Below are 22078 nucleotides of genomic sequence, written 5' to 3' on the forward strand. Positions count from 1 at the left end.
TACTTCTTAAGCTGTGGTTAACGAATATAAGCTTTTTAGTTAGTTTTATAAAGACCGTTATTTATCAATATATCAAGCACATAATTTGCAATTTGTTTCGCTAAAAAGGCGGGAACGGCATTACCTACTTGTTGGAATTGCCAACCTTGACTACCTTCAAAATAATAGCTGTCTGGAAAAGTTTGGATTCTTGCTGCTTCACGCACTGATAATGATCTATTTTGAGCCGCATCGTAATGTATTTGTGCATGTCCATCCTTGCGTAGATGGCTTGTTATTGTAAAAGGTATTTGATTTGCTTCTACTACTCTAAACCTATCTGCGTGATGCCCAGACTCCCAGTTTTGATGCTTAGGGGACAAAGCTATAGGGTATTGTCTGCTTCTAGGCGATGGGCAGCTTAAATCGGAGTGGGCTTTGGCCCAACTGGCAGAGAACATATATCTTTGTAAATCTGCCTCCATATTATTCCTCGTACAATGATTTAGAATTCCATCCAGTTTGACTTTACAGCCACCAAGCCAATTTGATAGTTCGGGGTAAGTTAAGTGAAAACTATCTGAAAAAGCAGTATGGTCGTGTTGTATGAAAAAATCATTCCCTTTACCATTGTCAAATGCATTAAATGACTGAGTTTTCTTCAATTGATTAGCCGTCTTTTTAAAAGACTCGCTAATTTCTTTCAGGTATCTTATTTTAAGTGTTTTTGCTATTTCTCTAACTTCCTCCGAGCCTAGTCTCTTTTTCTCAAAGCTTAATATTTCTTGTGGCGAAATTTCAGGGTTTTCTCGTCGAATTATTCTAACGTTCTTTGCAACCTCTTGATTTAAAGCTATATTAGTTAGCCTTGTTACGACTTTGTTAATCTCGCCTTTATCTTGAAGAATAGCCATCAGTTTTTCTTTATTTGATTTCCATATTGAAAGCCAAGAATTTTCATTGTTAAGTTCATTAGATACTCTACTCAAACCTGTTCTAATCTTAGGCATTTCGTCAATTAGTTCTGATATGCAAGGAGCCGAATCTTGAGATGACTTAAGAGGCGCTTGTGGTGCTTTGTATTTTTTCTTAAGGCCTAGTAGGATTACTCTCTTTCTACCCTGTGGCACCCCAAATTTACGCGCATTGATAACATATGCTTTGTCATTTTTGTACTGTGGACCATTGGTAAAAAGATCGTCAGACTCGTATTCAGTTACTAGTGAAAAAATATTGTATTGTTCTTCGCTTTCCTTGTTGGGTCTTACAAGTTCATTTTTTATTCTTTCAAATATTTTCTCGCCGGTAGCCAATTTTGCCGAGAGAATGCCTTCAACATTCTCCATAATGAAAAGATCAGGATCTGCAACGTCCAAAACTTTCAAGTATTCCTGGTATAGAAAAAATCTTTCGTCATTTTCTGGTTTATAGCCTTTTTCCGCCTGTATTCTATTTCGACCATTCACTGAGTATGCCTGACAGGGCGGGCCTCCAATTACAATTAGTGGACCATTACCCGCTTGTTCATCTTTTATTTCTTTGATTCTTTGAAAAATAGAGGCTTCCTGTTGAGTTGGAGCATAATCTTCTTCTGTTAACTGAAGGCCCTCTTTTATTTTTTTCCATCTATTAGCGTTGCCTAATGCATGAGGCGAGCCCAGTGTTTCTCTATTTGCTTCATCCCATTTCTCGTTATTATTTGACAGCATTATTTTATGATTTTTGGATTTTTCCGTTAAGTTTCTGCTTTGAACGTAATCTTTGTAATCTCTTAGTTCTGATTCAGTAGTAAGCTTTCTGTAAAATGCTCTTAAAGTGAGGGTCTTATGTGCATTTTCTTCAAACTCGACAGACATACCAATTTCAAAAGGTGAATTTTCTTTACAGTTGGAGAACCCTTCACCAAGTCCGCCGGGGCCGGCGAAAAGGTCTATAATTTTAATAGCTTTAATCATTTTTTTGTAATCATTTAATACAGACCTTTAATGGCCTGATAGCACATAGTACTACGAGATAACTATGGGCATTGTTGATAAAAAACCAGAACAAAGATGATGTCTGGTATTAAAAGTAAAAATACTTGCCCTGAAATTATTATTCATAAGGTTATTCACAAATAAGGCTTTAAAATCGCATTCATGACAATAGTCTACCAGGAAAATATGATCTTGTCTTGGACTTCAATAGACAGTTAATTGGCTACTTCCAGCTGTCATAGAAGAATAAACTTAATACTGATCTTAAGTAGAGTGAGGGCTTTATTAATGCAAGTGAATTTTTACAGGTTATTACTAGCGAGGAAGCGATTCAGTTAATGGATGATGCTAGCCGATATTAGAAATGGTTTAAGTGTCAAATTCATCACCGCAGCTAACTTGTAAATATTATCTTTAGGTTTTGCCTGCTTACTTCAGTGTTAGCAAGTAGGTAACGCCTCTAGCCATTTTAGTAGTACCGCTTGATTGTATTTTTCACTGGTACTACTTACAGTACTACTAAAGGTAGGGATTTCAAAAGAATGGTATTAAATGTCTTAGGACATAAAAAAACCCGTAAAACCTTTGGTTATGGGCTTTACGGGTTTTCTTAGAGGGTTATTAAACCCTAATATGGTGCTCGCTACGGGACTCGAACCTGTGACACCTTGCATGTCATGCAAGTACTCTAACCAACTGAGCTAAGCGAGCAGCTGTTGATAAATCAACGAGGGCTATGTTAGCCCCTGAACAATCGCCTTGCAAGTGCTTTTATCTAATTCATTGAGAAATAAGTATTACTTGCTGATTAAAACAACGAAGTGGCTAAATATAGTGCTAAGCCACTAAAATGTTGCTACCTGACTCGTCTCTTCTTGTGCCTGTATGTCATTTTTAATGCGTTGTTGAATGACCTGTAAACGCCAAGCAAGTAATATTGCAGCGGTAGTTAAGCCAATAATAAATCCTATCCAAAAACCATACGGGCCCATTTCAGGGACAATCCAATCTGTTATTCCTAGGATCAAGCCAACGGATAAACCAACGACCCAATATGAAACAAAGGTAATATATAAAATAGATTTGGTGTCTTTATAACCGCGTAATGCCCCTGCTGAAATCACTTGAATGGTATCTGAAAACTGATACACAGAAGCAAGTAACATTAAACTCGCCGCTAATTCTATAACGGGTGCCTCAGTACTATAAATACCTGCAATTTGTGTTCTAAACAGCACAGTTATTAACGCGGTAAAACAAGCGAGTGCTAAGCCAAGTATTATTGAATACTTGGTATAGTCTCTGGCTTGTTTAAAATTCTTATGGCCAACGGCATAACCTACTTTAATGGTTGTCGCGATGGCAATACTTAGCGGTACCATAAAAATTAAGCCGGTAAAGTTTAAGGCAACTTGGTGGCTGGCGACAACTTGCGAGCCAAAAGGGACTAAAATGATAGCGACAATGGCAAAGAGGCTAACCTCAAAAAGTAGTGATAAAGCGATAGGAATGCCTAAGGCAAGAATTGCTTTTATTTCAGCTAACACTGGCCAATAAAAGGCACTAAATAAGTTGGCTTGTTTGAGTACCTTTGAATAAAAGCAATAAATAAGCATACTGATACACATAGACCAGTAAACTAACGCCGTTGCTAAGCCACAGCCGGCACCGCCAAGCGCTGGCATACCAAATTTTCCATAGATAAATATATAGTTTGCTGGAATATTTACCAGTAAACCTATAATGCTGATAATCATGGTCGGTTTAGTGTAGGAGAGGCCTTCTGAATAGTTTCTTAGCACTAAATATATGCAATAGCCTGGTGCGCCCCAGACAATAAAGCCTAGATAGTCAAACATCAATGCTTCAAGATTGCCTTCTAGCGTAACAAGCGGTGCAATTATCGGGGTGAGTATGTAGTACAGGCCTATTAATGATATGCCGAGTAGCAAAGCTATCCACCCGGTTTGATAGGTTTGCTCTACCACATCAGTATATTTTTTTGCACCGGAAAGCTGAGAAACAATAGCCGCCAGCGCCATAATTAATCCGTATATGGTCAATATCAGTGGTAGCCAAATACTATTGGCCACGGCCACTGCGGCTAAGTCAGTAGCACTGACGCGTCCAGCCATAACAATATCGACAAAACCCATTAAGTTTTGAATTAATTGGGCAATTAAAATGGGGTAAGTCAGTTTTAATAAGCTTTTACTATGAGTGCGGAAGTCAGCTAGGTTCATGTCATCGGTAACTTTAATAAAGGGGGAGGGGGAAACGATTATCGAGCATCGTTAAACTGACAGCATAATAGATGAGATAGCTTAAGCAAACAAGGCAAAAAATGTTGAAAAAATAAGGAATGCATTGCTTTATAGCGGCAATTAACTCAACAGTGCATGTGGCTATTAAAGGTGTGGTTAGAATACTTGTTCATCATCACTATCAACGGTTAATTGAATGGTCTTTCTATATTCATCTATGTGTAAATGGTAGTGAATTTCCATGCAGCACGCAGGGCATTCATCGTAGTAGTCTTGATCACCAGCAGAAGCATCTAACGTTGCATGCAAATGGTGGCCACAGTGAGGACAAGTAATGCGTTTTTCACTGAGTTTATTGATCATAGAGCCTCCATAAAGAAAGGGGGAAAAGGTTTTAATGCTTCTTTATTGAGTATGACTATTTTTAATTAAATTACCAAAAAATAGCCGGTGATTTTAGTGCTTATTATCTAGTTCTTTGATCTATATCGTATCTTACGTTGTTAGTGTAATGGTAGTGACATAATTCGTGATAATGCGGCTTTGGCTTGGTCAATATAGATACCACCAAAAATATTAGCGTGATTGAGAATATGGTAAAAATTATAAACTAATTTTCTTTGGCCATAGCCTTCATCTAAGGGGTACTCTGCTTGGTAGCCATGATAAAAGTCGTCAGGGAAATGACCAAATAATTCGGTCATGGCAATATCAACCTCACGGTCACCGTAGTAACAGGCGGGGTCAAAAATCATCGCTTGTTCACCACTAAAACCAGTATTACCTTGCCATAAGTCGCCATGAACTAAACAGGGTGTTACTTGATGATGAAGTAAGGCGTCGTGACAAACTTGGGCTATGTGTTCAATATTTCCGAGCACTATGGAGCGCTCTGATAATAATTGTAATTGCCAAGCAATGCGTTGATCAGCAAAAAAAGTTGTCCAGTTACTACTCCACTGATTCGGCTGAATTGTGCTGCCAATGTAGTTGTCATGTTGCCAACCAAACTGGCCATGACGAGTTTCATAATGCATTTGTGCTAGTTGTTGGCCCAGTTGGTACCAAAGTATAGGTTTCGCTTTACTGAAGTCGATATAATCGAGTACTAAAAAACTCTTATCTAAGCTAGTACCTAAGGTGGTTACCTTTGGACTGGCAATATTCGCTAAGGTGTTAAGTTGTTTTAATGAATAGGCTTCGGCTTGATAGTTTTCTAGGTAGTCTTTGTTATTTATTTTTATAAAATAACAACGCTGGCCATCAGAAACTTTAAAAGTGAGGTTTAATGGCGGCGCTTTATTATCAAGTAAGCTAGTGAAGGCAGAGGCCTTTGTGCCACCGAGAGAAATTTCTTGCGTTGTTGAAATATAAAATGGCTTCCCAGTTTCAATGCTAATGGCTTGTTCAATGCTGTGCCACATAGTTGTCTCCAAGGGTAATTATACCTTTTTAGTACACCTTTTTTAGTATAGCTGCTTTCCTACAGACTGTGACTTAGCTGGACGTGACGTTTTTTGACAATTAGTCATCAGATTCAATGTCTAAATATTGGATTTTATCCGTTACTCCATCCCACTTTTTCGCATCGGTTAGAGCAGGCTTTATTTCGGTGATTCTGGGCCAGTGCTTGGATAATTCAGCATTAAGCTCAATAAACTCTTTTTGGTCTTCGGGTACATCATCTTCTTGAAAAATAGCACCGGCAGGGCATTCAACAGGACATAGGTCACAATCAATACAATCATCAGGGCTAATCACGAGAAAATTAGGCCCTTCATAAAATGCATCAGCAGGACACACTGCCACACAGTCAGTGTATTTACATAATATACAGTTATCGGTTACCACAAATGCCATAGTGTTATCTAAAATCGTTAATATTTATCTTAATAGGGCGTAGATCATACCTTTGTTGCGGGCAATTTCAATCTCTTGTTTCTAAAATGATAGCGTACAGGTAAAATAGTGAAAAATATTACTCTTCCTAATGCTGGATCTTACAGAATGATTCGTTTAACCAATATTAAACTCGCCCTTGACCACCAAGAGCACGAACTTGAACAAGCCATTTTAACTAAGTTATCAATTAAAAATGATCAATTAGTTAATTTTACAATGTTTAAACGTGGTTATGATGCACGCAAGAAAAATAAGATCTTCCTGATTTATACCCTTGATGTAGAAACCAATATTAATGAAGAGTTACTGGCAAAATTTAGTGATGATACTCAGGTAAAAGCAACGCCAGATATGGCTTATAAATTTGTTAGCCAAGCACCAAAGAACCTTAAAAACCGTCCTGTTGTTATCGGTATGGGACCTTGTGGTTTGTTTGTTGGGTTAGTATTAGCTCAAATGGGCTTTAATCCTATTATTCTAGAGCGCGGCCAAGAAGTTAGACAGCGCACCAAAGATACTTTTGGTTTCTGGCGTAAAAAAATATTAAATACTGAATCTAATGTGCAATTTGGTGAAGGCGGTGCTGGGACTTTCTCTGATGGTAAGCTCTATAGCCAAGTTAAAGATCCTAAGCATTACAGTCGTAAAGTCTTAAATGAGTTTGTTGCCGCAGGTGCACCGGAAGAAATCCTTTATGTAAGCAAACCTCATATTGGCACTTTTAAACTGGTTACTATGGTTGAGAAAATGCGTGCTGAAATTTTTGAACTTGGCGGTGAAGTTCGCTTTAACCAGCGAGTAGATAAGATTCACTTTACTGATGTTGATGGTAATGAATGTACTACCGAAGGTATTGAAGGTTACCAAAACAAACAAGTAACGGGTTTAACACTTTCTAATGGCGATTATATTGAAACTAATCATATCGCTTTAGCTATTGGCCATAGTGCTCGTGATACCTTTGAAATGTTATTTGATGAAGGTGTTTACATTAAAGCTAAGCCATTTTCTGTTGGCTTTCGCATTGAACATGAGCAAGCAGTTATTGATGAAGCACGTTTTGGTAACAATGCCGGTAATGAAATATTAGGCTCGGCCGATTATAAATTAGTGCATCACTGTAGCAATGGCCGCTCGGTTTATAGCTTTTGTATGTGTCCTGGTGGCACTGTTGTTGCCGCGGCATCTGAAGAAGGTCGCTTAGTGACTAACGGTATGAGTCAATATTCTCGTCATGAACGTAATGCTAATAGTGCAATTGTTGTTGGCATTGAGCCTGAAGATTTCATGACTAGTGAATTTGCCAGTGAACGCGACTACGTTCTAGCTGGTATCGACTTTCAGCGCAGATTAGAAGAAAAAGCTTATAAATTGGGTGGCGGAAACTATGATGCACCCGTACAACTTGTTGGTGACTTCCTTGCTGGGCGTAAAAGCGGCGACCACGGTAGTGTAACGCCATCGTATAAACCTGGTGTTACTTATTGCGATTTAAGTGAAAGTCTACCTGATTATGCTATAGCGGCAATTAGAGAAGCGCTACCTGCTTTTGATAAGAAAATAAATGGCTTTTCAATGGCAGAGGCAACTTTAACCGCAGTAGAAACGCGCACGTCATCACCTATTCAAATTACTCGCGATAAAGTAACCATGCAAAGCCTTAACACTCAAGGCTTGTACCCGGCGGGCGAGGGAGCTGGTTATGCGGGTGGTATATTATCCGCTGCGATTGACGGTATTAAAATTGCCGAAGCAATGGCGCTTTCAATAACAGCAGAACAAGAAGCTTAATGATATTTTGAGGCTAAAGCTATATTAGTTAAAGTCTATTCATTGAGCTCTATTGCTTAAGGTCAATAGATGAAGGTATTACTGATAATTCAGTAATACCTTCAATTTCTTGTTGTTGCCATTTTTCTGCTGGCAACTGACGTCTAATATTACGCATACTTTTCCAAATTGATTTCAGCGCTAAATGATCCGCCAACCATGTTGGTATGTCCCCGCGACCATCTGCAATAAACCTATATTCAATAACTATATCTGCTTGCCTGTTGGCAGTGGCATCACCTGCTATTCGCTGAGGTGTGATTTTCCAATGAGCATTATGAATTTTTACTTTTAAATAATCGTCAATATTGCTTACTGCTAACGGACTGGCTTTATCTGCAGTCATAGCACCAATATCTGTTATGTTGATCTCAACACTGAGATCATCGTTTTGCCAATAAATGGAACTGAGTATTAATATTCGAGGCTTAAAAGGCCAGATTTTGGCTAATTTAATATAAAAGCTATGTTCTGTGGCTGAGTATTGCTGAATGATTTTACTTTCTCGGGCATTAATCAACCAATTTTGCGTGTTACTGACATCTTGCAAAAATAATAAGAAGCCGGCGAGACTTGAATTAACAGTCGTTGTCGCTTTAATTTCAATAAGTTGTTGCTCAGCTAGACCATCGAGTGTCACTGCACGATAACTGACACTTTGTGTACTGGTCTTTTTCCATAATTTCCATGGTGCTTCTGAGGCATTGACACATTGTTGGGCGAGATAAAAAATAAGTGCAGTAAGGAAGAGTAATCTTTTCACCAATACCAGCTAGTTGTTAATTGCTTTCATAATACTATCACTGATTTATTGGTAAAGTGCTATGCAGACTTTTTTCCAAAAGCTGGGGGGATTTTTGTTTTGCTATTTTGAATAGTAAAAAGTGTTTAAATCTTATTGAAAAGCCTTGTTTAAAAAAGGTAAGGCTTTTACAATTGGCGGTGAAAATTAAATTTATCAAAAAGAGCTTATGGCTCTTTTTTATGTTCAGGACGAACGGAGCTATTTTTAAGTTTAGCTAAGCACACGTAGACGGTACAGGAAGTACCTTATTAGATAATGCAGGAGCAATTATCCTGAGCACATTATCCTGAGCAAGGTGCTGCTCAATAAGAACACATAAAAGCATAAGCATATTGCTTAATCATTTAAATACTATATAAAAATTCAAGCGACGCTTCGTATGCGCCGCCACTGAATAAGGAAAAACATGCCTGTAATTACTCTTCCGGATGGTTCAACTCGTTCATTTGATAATAGCGTTTCTGTAATGGACGTTGCCCTTGATATCGGCCCTGGTCTTGCTAAGGCAACCATTGCTGGCCGTATCGACGGTAATCTTGTTGATGCGTGTGAATTAATTACTCAAGACGCTTCTTTACAACTTATCACCAGTAAAGATAGTGAAGGTCTTGAGATCATTCGTCACTCATGTGCACATTTATTAGGGCATGCAATAAAACAGTTATACCCAAATGTTAAAATGGCTATCGGTCCTACGATTGACAATGGCTTTTATTATGACATTGATCTTGATGAGTCAATTACCGAAGACGACTTAGTTAAAATTGAAAAACGCATGACTGAACTTGCGCGTACAGCTTATCAAGTTGTTAAGAAAACTGGCACTTGGCAAGATGCGTATGACGCCTTCACCGAACGTGGTGAAACATACAAATTACAAATTCTTGATGAAAACATCGAGAAGACTGATATGCCTGCTTTATATCATCATGAAGAATACGTTGATATGTGTCGTGGTCCTCATGTACCAAGCATGCGCCATTGTCATCATTTTAAATTAATGAAAGTTGCCGGTGCTTATTGGCGTGGCGATTCAGACAACAAAATGTTGCAACGTATCTACGGCACAGCATGGGCAGATAAAAAGCAATTAAAAGCTTATATCGTGCGTTTAGCTGAAGCTGAAAAGCGTGATCACCGTAAAATAGGTAAAACGTTAGATTTATTCCATTGGCAAGAAGAAGCGCCAGGCATGGTGTTTTGGCATAATGATGGTTGGACTATCTATACTGAGTTAGAGAAGTTTATTCGTGAAAAATTACACGAATATGATTATGACGAAGTCAAAGCGCCAATGATGATGGACAGAAGTCTTTGGGAAAAGTCTGGTCACTGGGATAAGTATAAAGACGGTATGTTTACTACTACCTCTGAAAAGCGTGAATACGCGATTAAACCGATGAACTGTCCTGGTCATATACAAATCTTTAACCAAGGTTTAAAATCATACCGCGATTTACCACTACGTATAGCAGAGTTTGGTTGTTGTCATCGTAATGAGCCATCAGGGTCTTTACATGGTTTAATGCGCGTACGTGGTTTTACTCAAGATGATGCCCATATTTTCTGTATGGAATCTCAAGTGCAAGATGAAGTTAAAAAATGTATCGAGATGGTTTACGATGTATACAGTTCATTTGGCTTTGAAGACATCATTGTTAAATTATCAACACGCCCTGAAAATCGCATTGGTAGTGATGAAATTTGGGATAAAGCCGAAGCTGGCTTAGCACAAGCTTTAACCGACAGTAATATTGAGTTTGAATATTTACCTGGTGAAGGTGCATTCTACGGTCCAAAAATTGAATTTACCTTAATGGATTGTTTAGGTCGTGCTTGGCAATGTGGTACAGTGCAGCTCGATTTCGCTTTACCAGAGCGTTTAGGTGCAACTTATGTTGGTGAAGACAACGAAAGATATACTCCGGTAATGATCCACAGAGCTATTTTAGGTTCATTAGAACGCTTTATTGGTATTTTAATCGAAGAGTATTCAGGTAAATTCCCAACGTGGTTATCGCCGACTCAAGCGATAATTATGAACATTACCGATAAACAAGCGCCATATTGTAAAGAAATCGTTAAAAAACTCAAAGAAAATGGCTTTAGAGCAAAACAAGACTTGAGAAATGAGAAGATAGGCTTTAAAATCCGCGAGCACACTTTGAAGAGAGTTCCTTACCTTTTAGTTGTCGGTGACAAAGAAATGGAAGCAGGTGAAATTGCTGTACGATCTCGAAGTGGTGAAGATTTAGGTAAAATGTCGGTTGATGACTTTATTGCTAAGTTATCTGATGAAGTGAAAACTCGTCAGGCAACGTTAAACTAGCAATAAATCGTATACGGATACTATAAAAGTAAATTAGTCTGTCTTTTATGTAATTAAGCATTAAGAGGTAGAAATTAAATAAAAAGCTAAAATGAGTTCTTTGGAGGAACATGGCTATTAAAGGTGGACAACGAGGCGGGCGTAAAGAGCCAGCTCATCGTTTAAATGAGTTAATTACAGATATCCCAGGCAACGAAATTCGTTTAATTAAGTTTGACGGAGAGCCAGGTGGCATCGTTACATTTGATGAAGCAATGGACCAAGCAGATGATGCTGGTGTTGATCTTGTTGAAATTAGCCCTACTGCTAAACCACCCGTTTGTCGTGTGATGGATTACGGCAAGTTTATCTATGAAAAAGCTAAAGAGCAAAAAGAGCAACGTAAAAACCAGAAACAAATACAGGTTAAGGAAATTAAATTCCGTCCTGGTACAGATGAAGGCGATTATCAGGTGAAATTACGTAACCTGAAACGCTTTTTAGAAGGGGGTGATAAAGTCAAAGTGACTTTACGTTTCCGTGGTCGTGAAATGGCACACCAACAACTCGGTTTAGACTTGTTAACTCGCGTTAAAAACGATTTAGCAGAGCTTACCGTGCTTGAGTTCTTCCCGCGTAGAGCGGAAGGGCGTCAAATGGTGATGGTATTAGCACCTAAAAATAGATAAAACTTGGTTTGACAAGTAATTGGCTTTTACTTCTTTTTTGAATGAAAAGCGAATTCACCAACTTTATCTTTACGCTGGTAGTACAGGCTTGCAAGTAAAGTAATAGGTTTTATGAAAATAAAAACATTACTTTCGCCCTCGCTACTTAATATTTGGCATACATCCATCTTTTTAAAAAGATGATGTACTTTTGAGAGTAATCCCATGCCTAAAATGAAAACCAATAAAGGTGCTGCAAAGCGCTTTAAAAAAACAGCCAATGGCTACAAGTTCAAACAAGCTGGCCTTCGTCATATCTTGACTAAGCGTCGTACTAAAGTTAAGCGTCATCTTCGTGCTAAAAGCATGATCGCCGCATCTGACATTAAGTCAGTTAAAAAACTTTTACGTCACGGTTAATTAGGAGATATAGAAAATGGCTAGAGTAAAACGTGGTGTACAAGCTCGTGCACGTCACAAAAAAGTTCTAAAGCAAGCTAAAGGTTATTACGGAGCACGTAGCCGTGTTTATCGTGTTGCTTTCCAAGCAGTAACTAAAGCAGGTCAATACGCTTACCGCGATCGTCGTCAACGTAAACGTCAATTCCGTCAGCTTTGGATCGCTCGTATTAACGCAGCAGCTCGTCAAAATGGTTTATCTTACAGCAAGTTCATTAATGGTCTTAAAAAGGCTTCTATTGAAATTGATCGTAAGATCCTAGCTGACATCGCAGTATACGATAAAGCAGCATTCACTTTCTTAGTTGAAAAAGCGCAAGCTTCTTTAGCTGCTTAAGTAACAGAATGTAAGCTTAGCTAAACTTTAGTTAAGCTTGAAAAAAGGACGCTTTATAGCGTCCTTTTTACTTTTAAGAGAATAAAATAATCGATCTAATGCTTAATTAAACTTATTTAATGTGAAAACCCTAAAGTAACGTTAATTAAGCAGTATCCTTTCTTAAACAATCCCCTTACTAAACAGTAAGTTTTCAAAAAGGCTGAAAACAACTGTGAATATACAAGAGAATGAACTATGAACCTAGCTGATAAAGTTTTAGCCGTTAATAATGACCTGCCAATTCGAACTGATGCCCCTGTACATAGCGGTAAAGTTCGCTCTGTTTATTGGTTAACCGAAACAGATAGCAAGCGCCTTATTAAAGAAAAAGGCTATGATGTACCGAGTGACACGGCTTTAGCTATTATGGTGATCAGCGATCGGATATCAGCTTTTGATTGTATTTGGACGGGTGAAGATGGCATGCGTGGTGTACCAGGTAAAGGTGCCGCATTAAATGCTATTTCAAACCACTGGTTTAAATTATTTAAAGATCAAGGTTTAGCTGATAGTCATATTTTAGATATTCCTCACCCATTCGTATGGATTGTACAAAAAGCCAAACCGGTAATGATTGAAGCCATTTGTCGTCAATATATTACGGGTTCTATGTGGCGCAGTTATGTAAAAGGTGAGCGTGAATTTTGTGGTATTGAGTTGCCTGAAGGCTTAGCAAAAGACAGTAAGTTAACAAGCTTACTGCAAACGCCATCTACCAAGGGGATATTAGAAGGTATACCCGGTGTTCCTGCCGTTGATGATGTCAATATTACCCGTAAAAACATTGAAGATAATTTTTCTGCATTTAACTTTAAGTCAGTTGATGACATCGCGCTTTATGAGAAACTACTGACCGAAGGTTTTGATGTTATTTCTACCGCTTTAGCTAACATTGACCAAGTTTTTGTAGATACTAAGTTTGAATTTGGTTACGTAAAAGATATAGCGGGCAATGACAAACTAATTTATATGGATGAAGTGGGCACACCAGATTCATCTCGTATATGGGATGGTGAGCAATACCGCGCTGGCAATGTAGTCGAAAACTCAAAAGAAGGTTTCCGTCAGTTGTTGTTAAATCACTTTCCAGATGCTGATATTTTACTCAATAAAGACCGGATGAATGAGCGTGAAGCATTAGCACGTGATAATAAGCTACCTTTGTCAGTACTTATGGATGTTTCAAAGACTTATATCAGTATTGCTGAAAAAATAACCGGTGATAAAATTGTCTTATCGGATAACCCGAAAGCAGAAATTATTACTATCTTGCGTGAGCAATACCAGTTAATCGATTAGCACTCTTTAGCTTTTGATTTCTTAGCTTCTGATTTCTTAGCTTTTTAGTTCGTAGTAAAATAAAACCCAGCAAATTGCTGGGTTTTTGCTATTTATGTTCAGGTGAATTATCACTCGGCCAAGATAAGCCAAACTTTGCTAGTTCGGTTAACTCTGCCTGCTTATTATTAGGGTTTGTTAACTTGATCACTCTTGATTTTTTAAACTTAGTGAGTGGAAAAGCATGTTGGGTTAATTGATGGTTTTGCATGTAATCATCATAGGCGCCAGAGTCATAAAGGCGTTGTAAGCCTAGAATTAACCTTTTGGCTAACTGTTTATTATTATTTTTGACAAAGAAATGCATGGTAAGTGGGTATTGAATAATTAAGTCTTGGTAAAAGATAAGATTTGGAAAGCTGTTTTGTACTACGGCCAATTCAGCTTTACCTTCAAAAATACTTAAGGGCAAATAATCACACCGGTTTAACGCTACCATGTGTAACATAGCATCAAAGTAACCTACACGGGCAACTGACTAGACCAGCATGCTCTAATACATCAGCATCAGGCCAGTGTAGCCCCTGACAGGCAATTAATTTGCTTAAGTCTTTGACAGAATGAATAGCGGAGAATTTATTTTTGTCTTGCTGGCGGATTATCATACCGCGCCAACCTAAACCACCGCGAAATAAAGGAAAAGGTACTTTATTAACTTCAGACTCACGAGTATCTGAATTTCCAGCCCAGACCACATCATAAAATGCGCCTAATGCTAACAACTTTAGCATTCTTTCTTGGCCAGGGAAGGGGACAGTTTGTAAAACAGAGAAACCATATTCATCTGCTGTTTCGATTAAGACAAGGCGTAGTAAGCCAATAAAATAATCGTGACTGGCATCATCAGGCTTTTGTTTTCCAGCTGTTGTCACCGTTGTTACGGCAAAACAATCAACTACAACAAGCAACAACAAAATAATCAAAGCTTTCATTGCTAATCCCTATGAGGGCGTTTGTAGCAATTATAGTTTAGCTTTGAACGCTTTGTCAGTTACTTGTTACAGATTTGATAAGCTAAATACTACTTACCACCATTTTTAATTATGGCACGGGCCATTTCATCAGCAATAATACCAGTAGGCCTATTTTGAGTATCAGCCTTAGTGTAAATATCTAATAGGGTATGATAAATTTCTTCGACTTTTAGCGTCGATTTCTTAGCATCGTAGTTACTTTCAAATGATACATTGATGATACCGCCAGCATTAATAACATAATCGGGCGCATATAATATGCCACGGTCTACTAGTGCTTTATCATGGCGAGGCTCAGCTAGTTGGTTATTAGCACAACCTGCAACGATTACGGCTTTCAATCGAGATATGGTTTCATCATTGATGGTGGCACCTAATGCACAAGGGGCATAAATATCAACGTCTTGATCATAAATTTCATCTAAACCGACAACCTTAGCATCAAACTCAGTAGCCGCCATATCTAAGGCCGTTTGGTTGATATCGGTGATAACAAGCTTTGCCCCAGCTTTATGTAGGTATTCACATAAAAGATAGCCAACACTGCCTAGGCCTTGAATAGCCACTTTAAGACCGGTTAAATCATCACGATTAAGTTTATGTTTGACCGATGCTTTGATACCTAGGAAAGTTCCAAGGGCGGTAAAAGGCGCCGGGTTACCACTTTTACCTTCAGTACCGGTGACAAACGGGGTGACGCTATTAGCAATAGCGATATCACTGGTGGTAATATTGACATCTTCAGCGCTTAAGTAGCGGCCATTTAGACTATTTAATGCTTCACCAAAGGCTTTAAAAAGCGCTTCAGATTTAAGTGTTTTAGCATCACCAATAATTACTGATTTACCACCACCCATAGATAAACCCGCTAAAGCATTTTTATAGGTCATGCCTTTCGATAGGCGTAATACATCAACGAGAGCTTCTTCATCACTGGCATAATCCCACATTCTACAGCCGCCTACGGCAGCACCCAGTTTGGTACTGTGCACGGCAATAATTGCTTTTAGTCCACTTGCAGCATCACTGCAATACACTACTTGTTCGTGATCGTCAAAATCAGGTAAATCAAATAAAGCCATCGTTATCTCTCCATTTTTTCTTGCTAGAAAAGGCAATTTAAATGTGTTGTAATGTTGTGAAGGAACGATAGCACCTAGAAAATAGCCAAGCTAGTCACTGAAAAATTAAGAATTTAATATTAGGGTGCAAGCTGTAAGCGAAAAGATACAACTTGCCCAAAATCAATGACAAACTTAGCGCTGCTATAAATGACTAACCCAAGATAAATTAGAATTATTAGAGAGTTAAAATGACCAAAGCAGTACAGATGACAGAAGAGCAACAAAAGCAGTGGATAAAAGAGCAATATCAAAGAGCCACTAAATATTTAGCGGAAAAAGGCATTGTTACCAATAGTGTTAAAGTCGAAGATAGTCGCTATTTAGTACCTTTGTTGGCGTTATGGAAATTAACGTCACTGGATGGTAAAAAGTTTTGGGTATTATGTGGTGATTTACCTAGCGATCACAGCAGTATTGAGGTAGCACCGAATGCTCGTGATGCCTTGAGACACTTTTCGCTAAAATGGCAGATGCAAGCAGAAAATCTGTTACAAGCAAAAAATGCCGAGCAACACGATTTTGCTCAGTTATTAATTGGCCGTGCCGATGGTTTGTATAAACTTTATGAAGATGAGTCTTTGTGGCAAGCTAAATAATAGTAAGTTAATGACTTAGGTAGTACTTAGCCTTTTCTACATGGCAAGCTGCCTTAGTTATCGTGCATGCCATACGTTGCTTTGGCATGCCAGCCACCATATAAACTGAGCCAATGGGGTAAAAGTCATGTTGAGTAAAGTAATCTACTTTATCTAACGGACTGGAAATAAAAACTTCCTTGAGCATGAGTTTACGTGCGATACCAAATAAGCCCTGCATAATAAAGCTATCAATTTCTTTACTTCTATAGCCCATAACCACGGCAATACGGCTTATTTCCCCTTGTGGAGATATACGGCCTGTAGCAATAGGATCTTGGTTGTTATCGTCACATACTAGCATGTGGTAAGCGGTACGATCACCTTGATCAAATTCAATTTTTCTAGGAATGCGTCTTTCACAGACAAATACTTTTTCACGAATATTTCTTAGTAGTGGTGCAGCTTGTTGCCATTTTACTTGGCTAATACTGTAAGACATTTATTTGACCCAATATAACTAGAAAAGGTGTAAACCTGAAGTACATTCAGACTAGTTAATAACTGCGGCTATTGCCAATAGAGATGTGTCTTTTTTTGTTTTTTTATTTTCGATTTTGTTAATCAGGAAATAGAGCAATATTCTTTAGCACATAAGCTCGGAAAATAGATATAAAAAAAGAAGGCAAAGCCTTCTTTTTTTAGGTTGTCATCAAATGATAAAACTGATTATTTTAATTCATCAATAAACGCAACTGCACGGCCAATATAGCTCGCAGGAGTCATTTCACATAACAGTGCTTTAGCATGATCGGGTAATTCAAGGGTCATAATAAACGCACGCATTGAGTCACCGTTAACACGCTTACCACGAGTTAGGTCTTTTAATTTTTCGTACGGCTTTTCAATACCGTAACGACGCATTACTGTTTGAATAGGCTCTGCTAATACTTCCCAGTTGCTGTCTAATTCAGCGGCTAAGTTGGCTTCATTAACTTGTAGCTTGCTGATACCTTTTAATGTTGCGCCGTAAGCGATCATTGCATGAGCAAAACCAACACCTAAGTTTCGTAAAACAGTTGAGTCGGTTAAATCACGTTGCCAGCGAGAAATTGGTAATTTCTGTGCTAAGTGAGTAAATAATGCATTAGCAATACCTAAGTTACCTTCTGAATTTTCGAAATCGATAGGGTTAACTTTATGTGGCATAGTTGATGAACCAATTTCACCAGCAATTGTTCTTTGCTTGAAGTGACCCATAGCAATGTAACCCCAGATATCACGATCAAAATCGATTAATATGGTATTAAAACGTGCAATAGCATCAAATAGCTCAGCAATGTAATCATGCGGTTCAATTTGTGTAGTAAATGGGTTGAATGATAAACCTAATGAAGTAACAAATTCATTAGCGTATTCATGCCAATCAACCTCTGGGTAAGCACTAAGGTGAGCATTGTAGTTACCTACAGCGCCGTTAATTTTACCTAATAGTTCAACCTTAGCGATTTGTTCACGTTGACGTTGTAAACGTACATACACGTTAGCCATTTCTTTACCTAAGGTACTAGGTGAAGCTGGTTGTCCGTGAGTACGACACATCATAGGAATAGTTTTGTATTCAATCGCAAGCGCTTTGATAGCCGCTAAAATTTTGTCCATCTCTGGCAATAATACTTGCTCACGACAGTCATTCAACATTAAACCATGAGATAAGTTGTTGATATCTTCAGAGGTACAAGCAAAGTGAATAAATTCAGTTACTGCGTGTAATTCAACGTTATCGGCAATTTTATCTTTTAAGAAATACTCAACCGCTTTAACGTCATGGTTAGTTGTTGCTTCAATTTTTTTAATGCTTAAAGCATCTGCTTCGCTGAAGTCAGTAACAATTGCATCTAAAGCTGCATTTGCTTGCGCTGAAAATGCTGGAACTTCGGCAATAGCACTCGTTTCGGCAAGTTTTTGTAACCAACGTACTTCTACCGTAACACGGTATTTAATTAAGCCAAATTCACTAAAGATTGGGCGTAATGATTTTACTTTGCTGCCATAACGACCATCGACTGGTGATATAGCACTTAATGCTGAAAGTTCCATAATGTTTTCCTAGGTTATATGTAGGTTATATTAATATTCTCTGTAACTTACTGGTGAAGTGACAGAGCTAAATAGTGCTTAAGTTGTTATTAATTTTCATGGCTATGCACTTGGCTCAAGATCGTCATCCCCGTGATGTTTTAATCGGGGATCCAGTGTATAAAGAGCAATGGATCTTCGATCAGAGACTTCGAAGATGACGTTTACAAAGAGTTCCGGAGTAAACTACATAGGCATGTTAATTTTTTATAAAGTTTCTACTAAATTCTGTTGAGTAATGATTTAGCCGTATCGACTATTTTTTTGCGACTAAACAATATATGACGTCTTTTACCGCCTACTTGTCGCCATAATACCGCAGCACGTATGCCTGCTAATAATAACGCTCTTATTTTATATTGATTTATATTCTGCTTTAAAATACTTGGTTCGCCAGTCACCTGAATTTTATGACCTAATGGGCTAATGATATCGCTGTAAATACTGGCGAAACTGGCAATTAATGTCTCGCTTGTTATTGCGTAATGTTCACGTTGTCGCTCAGTTGCGTTGATACGCTCACCCAATGCATTGAGTTGCTGAGGTTGTTTAGCAAGACGTCTTTCTAAGTTAATTAAACTAATGATATAACGGGTAAACTCAGGATCTTTTTGTTTGCTTGAGCTTGCTGTATCACTACCTAAATGGCTGACTAACAGTTCTAGCCCTTTTTTAATATTACTGAGTTTACCGCCGTAAACCGCTAAGGTATTTTCTGGCGATGTTTCTATAATACTCTGTAATAACACACTGAATTCTTCATCAGTGATATGGCCTGTACGTGATACTTGTTGTACATGATAAGCAACTTGGCAAATAACGGCAAAGGTAATCGTTTGATCTTTCATTTTCTCTCTAGCTTTTGGCTTATATTGGCTTAGACGATGTTAATTGTTAACAACTAACGAATGAGGGTATCAATAATACCGCCACCTAAACAGACATCACCTTGATAAAACACTACTGATTGTCCAGGAGTAACTGAGCTTTGTGCTTCGTTAAAATCAATTTGGTATTCTTGTTTATCACTACTTATACTTGCGTCATTAGTTAAAGGCGTTACCGTACAAGCCACATCTTCTTGGCGATAACGGGTTTTAACCGTGCATTGAATGCTGTTAACTAATGCTTTTCTATCAACCCAGTGCAATTGATTGGCAATTAAACCTTTAGAGAAAAGGCGAGGGTGGTTGTGACCTTGACCAACAATTAAGACATTACGTAATAAATCTTTTTCAACAACGTACCAAGGCGCTTCACCGGCATCAGCTAAACCACCGATGCGTAAGCCTTTTCGTTGGCCTAAGGTGTGATACATAAGACCATCGTGATGGCCGACGGCAACACCTTCGGCTGATTCAATAATTCCTGGCTTAGCAGGTAAGTATTGACCGAGAAAGTCTTTGAACTTACGCTCTCCAATAAAGCAAATGCCAGTACTGTCTTTTTTATTATGAGTTACTAGACCTGCTTTTTCAGCGATAGCGCGTACTTCAGGCTTTTCAATATGACCGACAGGAAATAAGGTTTGAGATAATTGCTTTTGGTCTAAAGTGTAAAGAAAGTAACTTTGGTCTTTATTATTATCAAGACCTCGTATCATCATCCAAGCATCATCACGAAACTCACGTTGCACATAATGTCCGGTGGCAATGTAATCAGCGCCTAGGTCTTCACAGGCAAACTCTAAAAAAGCTTTGAACTTAATTTCTTTATTACACATGATATCGGGGTTAGGAGTACGTCCAGCTTTATATTCCTCAAGGAAATACTCAAAAACATTGTCCCAATATTCGGTAGCAAAATTGATAGTGTGTAATTTAATACCTAGTTTGTCACAAATAGCCTGGGCATCTTCTAAGTCCTGGGCAGCAGCACAATACTCTTCAGTATCATCTTCTTCCCAGTTTTTCATGAACAAACCTTCTACTTGATAACCTTGCTCTTTTAGCAAGTAAGCAGAAACAGAAGAGTCGACACCACCTGACATACCAACAATGACTTTGGTTTCTTCAGGGGCTTTATTTTTTGAGGCAGTTAACATGTTTGTTTGACCAATAGACTTTAAAAATTAAGTGCGTTAATTAATTGCACTAAGTATTTACACTGAAATTAGAAGCGCAAAATTATAACACGCACGACTAGCAGGATATAGATTAAAGATTAGATTTTAGCTGTGACAAGGGTATTTTATTACCCGCTAAGTAATCTTCAATGCACTCCAGTACCATGGAACTGCGCAATTGCTGACCTTTTGCTTTTATTTGCTCAAGGGTAAGCCAATGGGTGGCCATTATTTCACTGTCTTGAGGTTGGCCGGTCAGCCACTGTTCTAATTCGATGACAAAACAAAAACGTAAAAAATACAGCTGTAGGTCGGGTCGATGAAAATAATAAATGCCGCATAGGTAATCTGGCTCTAAGTTTAAGCCCGTTTCTTCGAGTACTTCTCGTTTTATTGCCGTAGTGAGACTCTCACTTTCTTCTAAGTGCCCAGCAGGCTGATTAAAAACCACTTGGTTATTATCTAATTCTTCAACAAATAAGAACTTACCTTGGTGATGAATAACAGCAGCAACGGTGGTGTTGGGCTTAAATTGCTGTGCACCATGGTCGTTTCTATCATGCTCATGTATAGCAGGTGAAGTATTGGACTTATTGCTCAACTTTATATTCTCCATTAGCAATATCATCTAAGGTCCAATTGCCGATGCGATATCTAATGAGGCGCAAGGTAGGAAAACCAATATTTGCTGTCATGCGTCTAACTTGCCTATTACGGCCTTCTGTTATGGTAATTTCCAGCCAAGTGGTTGCAATACTGGCACGTTCTCTTATTGGCGGAATACGCGGCCAAACTTTAGGCTCAAGTATTATTGCAACTTTAGCGGGTTTAGTCATACCGTCTTTTAATTCAACGCCTTGGCGTAACTTCGCTAAATCTGTCTCTGTAGGAGCACCTTCAACTTGCACCCAATAGGTTTTCTCAGTTTTTTTAACCGGATTGGCTATTTGATGTTGTAACTTACCGTCATTGGTTAACAGCAATAAGCCTTCACTGTCTCTATCAAGTCGTCCCGCCGCATAGACACCAGGTATAGTAATAAAGTCTTTTAATGTACGGCGATTATTCTCATCAGTAAATTGGCATAAAACATCGAAAGGTTTATTGAAGAGGACGATTTTTCGCTCTCCCTCTACTGGTCGTACCTTTAGAGGTGAATTGGCCTTATGTCTTGAATAGCCTTTGTTGTGCTTCATTATTGCGCTAAATTCCCTTAAAAAAATTGAATGGCTTTTTTCTTGGCTATATTAATACGCTTTGAATTACTATACTATGCGCGCGAAAAATAAATTT

General features: G+C 38.3%; 22 protein-coding genes and 1 tRNA gene. 7 read left to right on the forward strand and 16 right to left on the reverse strand.

Annotation, left to right across the window (positions count from 1 at the left end):
- Positions 1 to 35 precede the first annotated feature (35 nt).
- The 6 genes from dcm to fdxA all read right to left on the reverse strand — a co-directional run bounded on the left by dcm (position 36) and on the right by fdxA (position 6079).
- A complete protein-coding gene (dcm, locus tag HRT55_RS17975) occupies positions 36 to 1934 on the reverse strand; it encodes a DNA (cytosine-5-)-methyltransferase (RefSeq protein ID WP_291623449.1) in 1899 nt (632 codons plus the stop codon).
- Between the two features lie 655 nt (positions 1935 to 2589).
- Positions 2590 to 2666 (reverse strand) — tRNA-Val (locus tag HRT55_RS17980).
- A 134-nt stretch (positions 2667 to 2800) separates the two neighbouring features.
- On the reverse strand, positions 2801 to 4198 hold the full coding sequence (locus tag HRT55_RS17985; RefSeq protein ID WP_291623451.1) for an MATE family efflux transporter: 1398 nt from the start codon (positions 4196 to 4198) through the stop codon (positions 2801 to 2803).
- Positions 4199 to 4375: 177 nt separating this feature from the next.
- Positions 4376 to 4582 (reverse strand): CPXCG motif-containing cysteine-rich protein, encoded by a 207-nt coding sequence (locus HRT55_RS17990; RefSeq protein ID WP_291616177.1) that lies wholly within the window; start codon positions 4580 to 4582, stop codon positions 4376 to 4378.
- 140 nt (positions 4583 to 4722) lie between these two features.
- Complete coding sequence (locus HRT55_RS17995; protein WP_291623453.1) at positions 4723 to 5655, reverse strand: fructosamine kinase family protein; 933 nt, start codon at positions 5653 to 5655, stop codon at positions 4723 to 4725.
- A gap of 88 nt (positions 5656 to 5743) precedes the next feature.
- Positions 5744 to 6079 (reverse strand): ferredoxin FdxA, encoded by a 336-nt coding sequence (gene fdxA / locus HRT55_RS18000; RefSeq protein ID WP_291623455.1) that lies wholly within the window; start codon positions 6077 to 6079, stop codon positions 5744 to 5746.
- 147 nt (positions 6080 to 6226) lie between these two features.
- Here fdxA and HRT55_RS18005 point away from each other — a divergent pair, with 147 nt between their 5' ends.
- Positions 6227 to 7912 carry an NAD(P)/FAD-dependent oxidoreductase gene (locus HRT55_RS18005; RefSeq protein WP_291623631.1) on the forward strand — a complete coding sequence of 562 codons (1686 nt, stop codon included), beginning with the start codon at positions 6227 to 6229 and terminating at the stop codon, positions 7910 to 7912.
- A gap of 49 nt (positions 7913 to 7961) precedes the next feature.
- On the opposite strand, the gene HRT55_RS18010 is transcribed toward HRT55_RS18005, so the two are convergent.
- Entirely contained in the window at positions 7962 to 8714 is a 753-nt protein-coding gene (locus tag HRT55_RS18010; protein ID WP_291623456.1) for a hypothetical protein, read from the reverse strand.
- Positions 8715 to 9162: 448 nt separating this feature from the next.
- Between HRT55_RS18010 and thrS the strand changes: the two genes are divergently transcribed.
- The 5 genes from thrS to HRT55_RS18035 all read left to right on the forward strand — a co-directional run bounded on the left by thrS (position 9163) and on the right by HRT55_RS18035 (position 13869).
- The gene (gene thrS, locus HRT55_RS18015) at positions 9163 to 11085 is read left to right on the forward strand and encodes a threonine--tRNA ligase (protein WP_291623458.1); all 1923 of its coding nucleotides are present in this window, start codon (positions 9163 to 9165) and stop codon (positions 11083 to 11085) included.
- 110 nt (positions 11086 to 11195) lie between these two features.
- On the forward strand, positions 11196 to 11753 hold the full coding sequence (gene infC / locus HRT55_RS18020; protein WP_291616165.1) for a translation initiation factor IF-3: 558 nt from the start codon (positions 11196 to 11198) through the stop codon (positions 11751 to 11753).
- A 204-nt stretch (positions 11754 to 11957) separates the two neighbouring features.
- Positions 11958 to 12152 carry a 50S ribosomal protein L35 gene (gene rpmI / locus HRT55_RS18025; RefSeq protein WP_291623461.1) on the forward strand — a complete coding sequence of 65 codons (195 nt, stop codon included), beginning with the start codon at positions 11958 to 11960 and terminating at the stop codon, positions 12150 to 12152.
- A gap of 16 nt (positions 12153 to 12168) precedes the next feature.
- Positions 12169 to 12528 carry a 50S ribosomal protein L20 gene (gene rplT, locus HRT55_RS18030; RefSeq protein ID WP_019029134.1) on the forward strand — a complete coding sequence of 120 codons (360 nt, stop codon included), beginning with the start codon at positions 12169 to 12171 and terminating at the stop codon, positions 12526 to 12528.
- A gap of 237 nt (positions 12529 to 12765) precedes the next feature.
- Positions 12766 to 13869 carry a phosphoribosylaminoimidazolesuccinocarboxamide synthase gene (locus HRT55_RS18035; protein WP_291623463.1) on the forward strand — a complete coding sequence of 368 codons (1104 nt, stop codon included), beginning with the start codon at positions 12766 to 12768 and terminating at the stop codon, positions 13867 to 13869.
- A gap of 88 nt (positions 13870 to 13957) precedes the next feature.
- On the opposite strand, the gene HRT55_RS18040 is transcribed toward HRT55_RS18035, so the two are convergent.
- The 3 genes from HRT55_RS18040 to HRT55_RS18050 form a co-directional block, all read right to left on the reverse strand.
- Positions 13958 to 14356, reverse strand: a complete 399-nt coding sequence (locus HRT55_RS18040; RefSeq protein ID WP_291623465.1) for a hypothetical protein — start codon at positions 14354 to 14356, stop codon at positions 13958 to 13960.
- A 4-nt stretch (positions 14357 to 14360) separates the two neighbouring features.
- Positions 14361 to 14840 (reverse strand): hypothetical protein, encoded by a 480-nt coding sequence (locus tag HRT55_RS18045; protein ID WP_291623467.1) that lies wholly within the window; start codon positions 14838 to 14840, stop codon positions 14361 to 14363.
- Between the two features lie 89 nt (positions 14841 to 14929).
- Positions 14930 to 15964 carry an amino acid dehydrogenase gene (locus HRT55_RS18050; RefSeq protein ID WP_291623469.1) on the reverse strand — a complete coding sequence of 345 codons (1035 nt, stop codon included), beginning with the start codon at positions 15962 to 15964 and terminating at the stop codon, positions 14930 to 14932.
- 230 nt (positions 15965 to 16194) lie between these two features.
- Here HRT55_RS18050 and HRT55_RS18055 point away from each other — a divergent pair, with 230 nt between their 5' ends.
- Positions 16195 to 16602, forward strand: coding sequence for a DUF4826 family protein (locus HRT55_RS18055; protein WP_291623472.1), 408 nt, complete (start codon positions 16195 to 16197; stop codon positions 16600 to 16602).
- Between the two features lie 7 nt (positions 16603 to 16609).
- On the opposite strand, the gene HRT55_RS18060 is transcribed toward HRT55_RS18055, so the two are convergent.
- The 6 genes from HRT55_RS18060 to HRT55_RS18085 all read right to left on the reverse strand — a co-directional run bounded on the left by HRT55_RS18060 (position 16610) and on the right by HRT55_RS18085 (position 21981).
- Positions 16610 to 17083: an N-acetyltransferase gene (locus tag HRT55_RS18060; protein WP_291623474.1), complete on the reverse strand. Its 474-nt coding sequence runs from the start codon at positions 17081 to 17083 to the stop codon at positions 16610 to 16612.
- 227 nt (positions 17084 to 17310) lie between these two features.
- Complete coding sequence (gene purB, locus HRT55_RS18065; protein ID WP_291623476.1) at positions 17311 to 18681, reverse strand: adenylosuccinate lyase; 1371 nt, start codon at positions 18679 to 18681, stop codon at positions 17311 to 17313.
- A gap of 260 nt (positions 18682 to 18941) precedes the next feature.
- Positions 18942 to 19568 carry a high frequency lysogenization protein HflD gene (gene hflD, locus HRT55_RS18070; RefSeq protein WP_291623478.1) on the reverse strand — a complete coding sequence of 209 codons (627 nt, stop codon included), beginning with the start codon at positions 19566 to 19568 and terminating at the stop codon, positions 18942 to 18944.
- Between the two features lie 53 nt (positions 19569 to 19621).
- On the reverse strand, positions 19622 to 20764 hold the full coding sequence (gene mnmA, locus HRT55_RS18075) for a tRNA 2-thiouridine(34) synthase MnmA (RefSeq protein ID WP_291623480.1): 1143 nt from the start codon (positions 20762 to 20764) through the stop codon (positions 19622 to 19624).
- A 112-nt stretch (positions 20765 to 20876) separates the two neighbouring features.
- Positions 20877 to 21386: an NUDIX hydrolase gene (locus HRT55_RS18080; protein WP_291623482.1), complete on the reverse strand. Its 510-nt coding sequence runs from the start codon at positions 21384 to 21386 to the stop codon at positions 20877 to 20879.
- Complete coding sequence (locus HRT55_RS18085) at positions 21376 to 21981, reverse strand: pseudouridine synthase (RefSeq protein WP_291623484.1); 606 nt, start codon at positions 21979 to 21981, stop codon at positions 21376 to 21378. The genes HRT55_RS18080 and HRT55_RS18085 overlap by 11 nt, the downstream gene beginning before the upstream one ends.
- Positions 21982 to 22078 lie beyond the last annotated feature (97 nt).

This window comes from Colwellia sp., from assembly GCF_013214175.1.
Lineage (GTDB): Bacteria > Pseudomonadota > Gammaproteobacteria > Enterobacterales > Alteromonadaceae > Colwellia.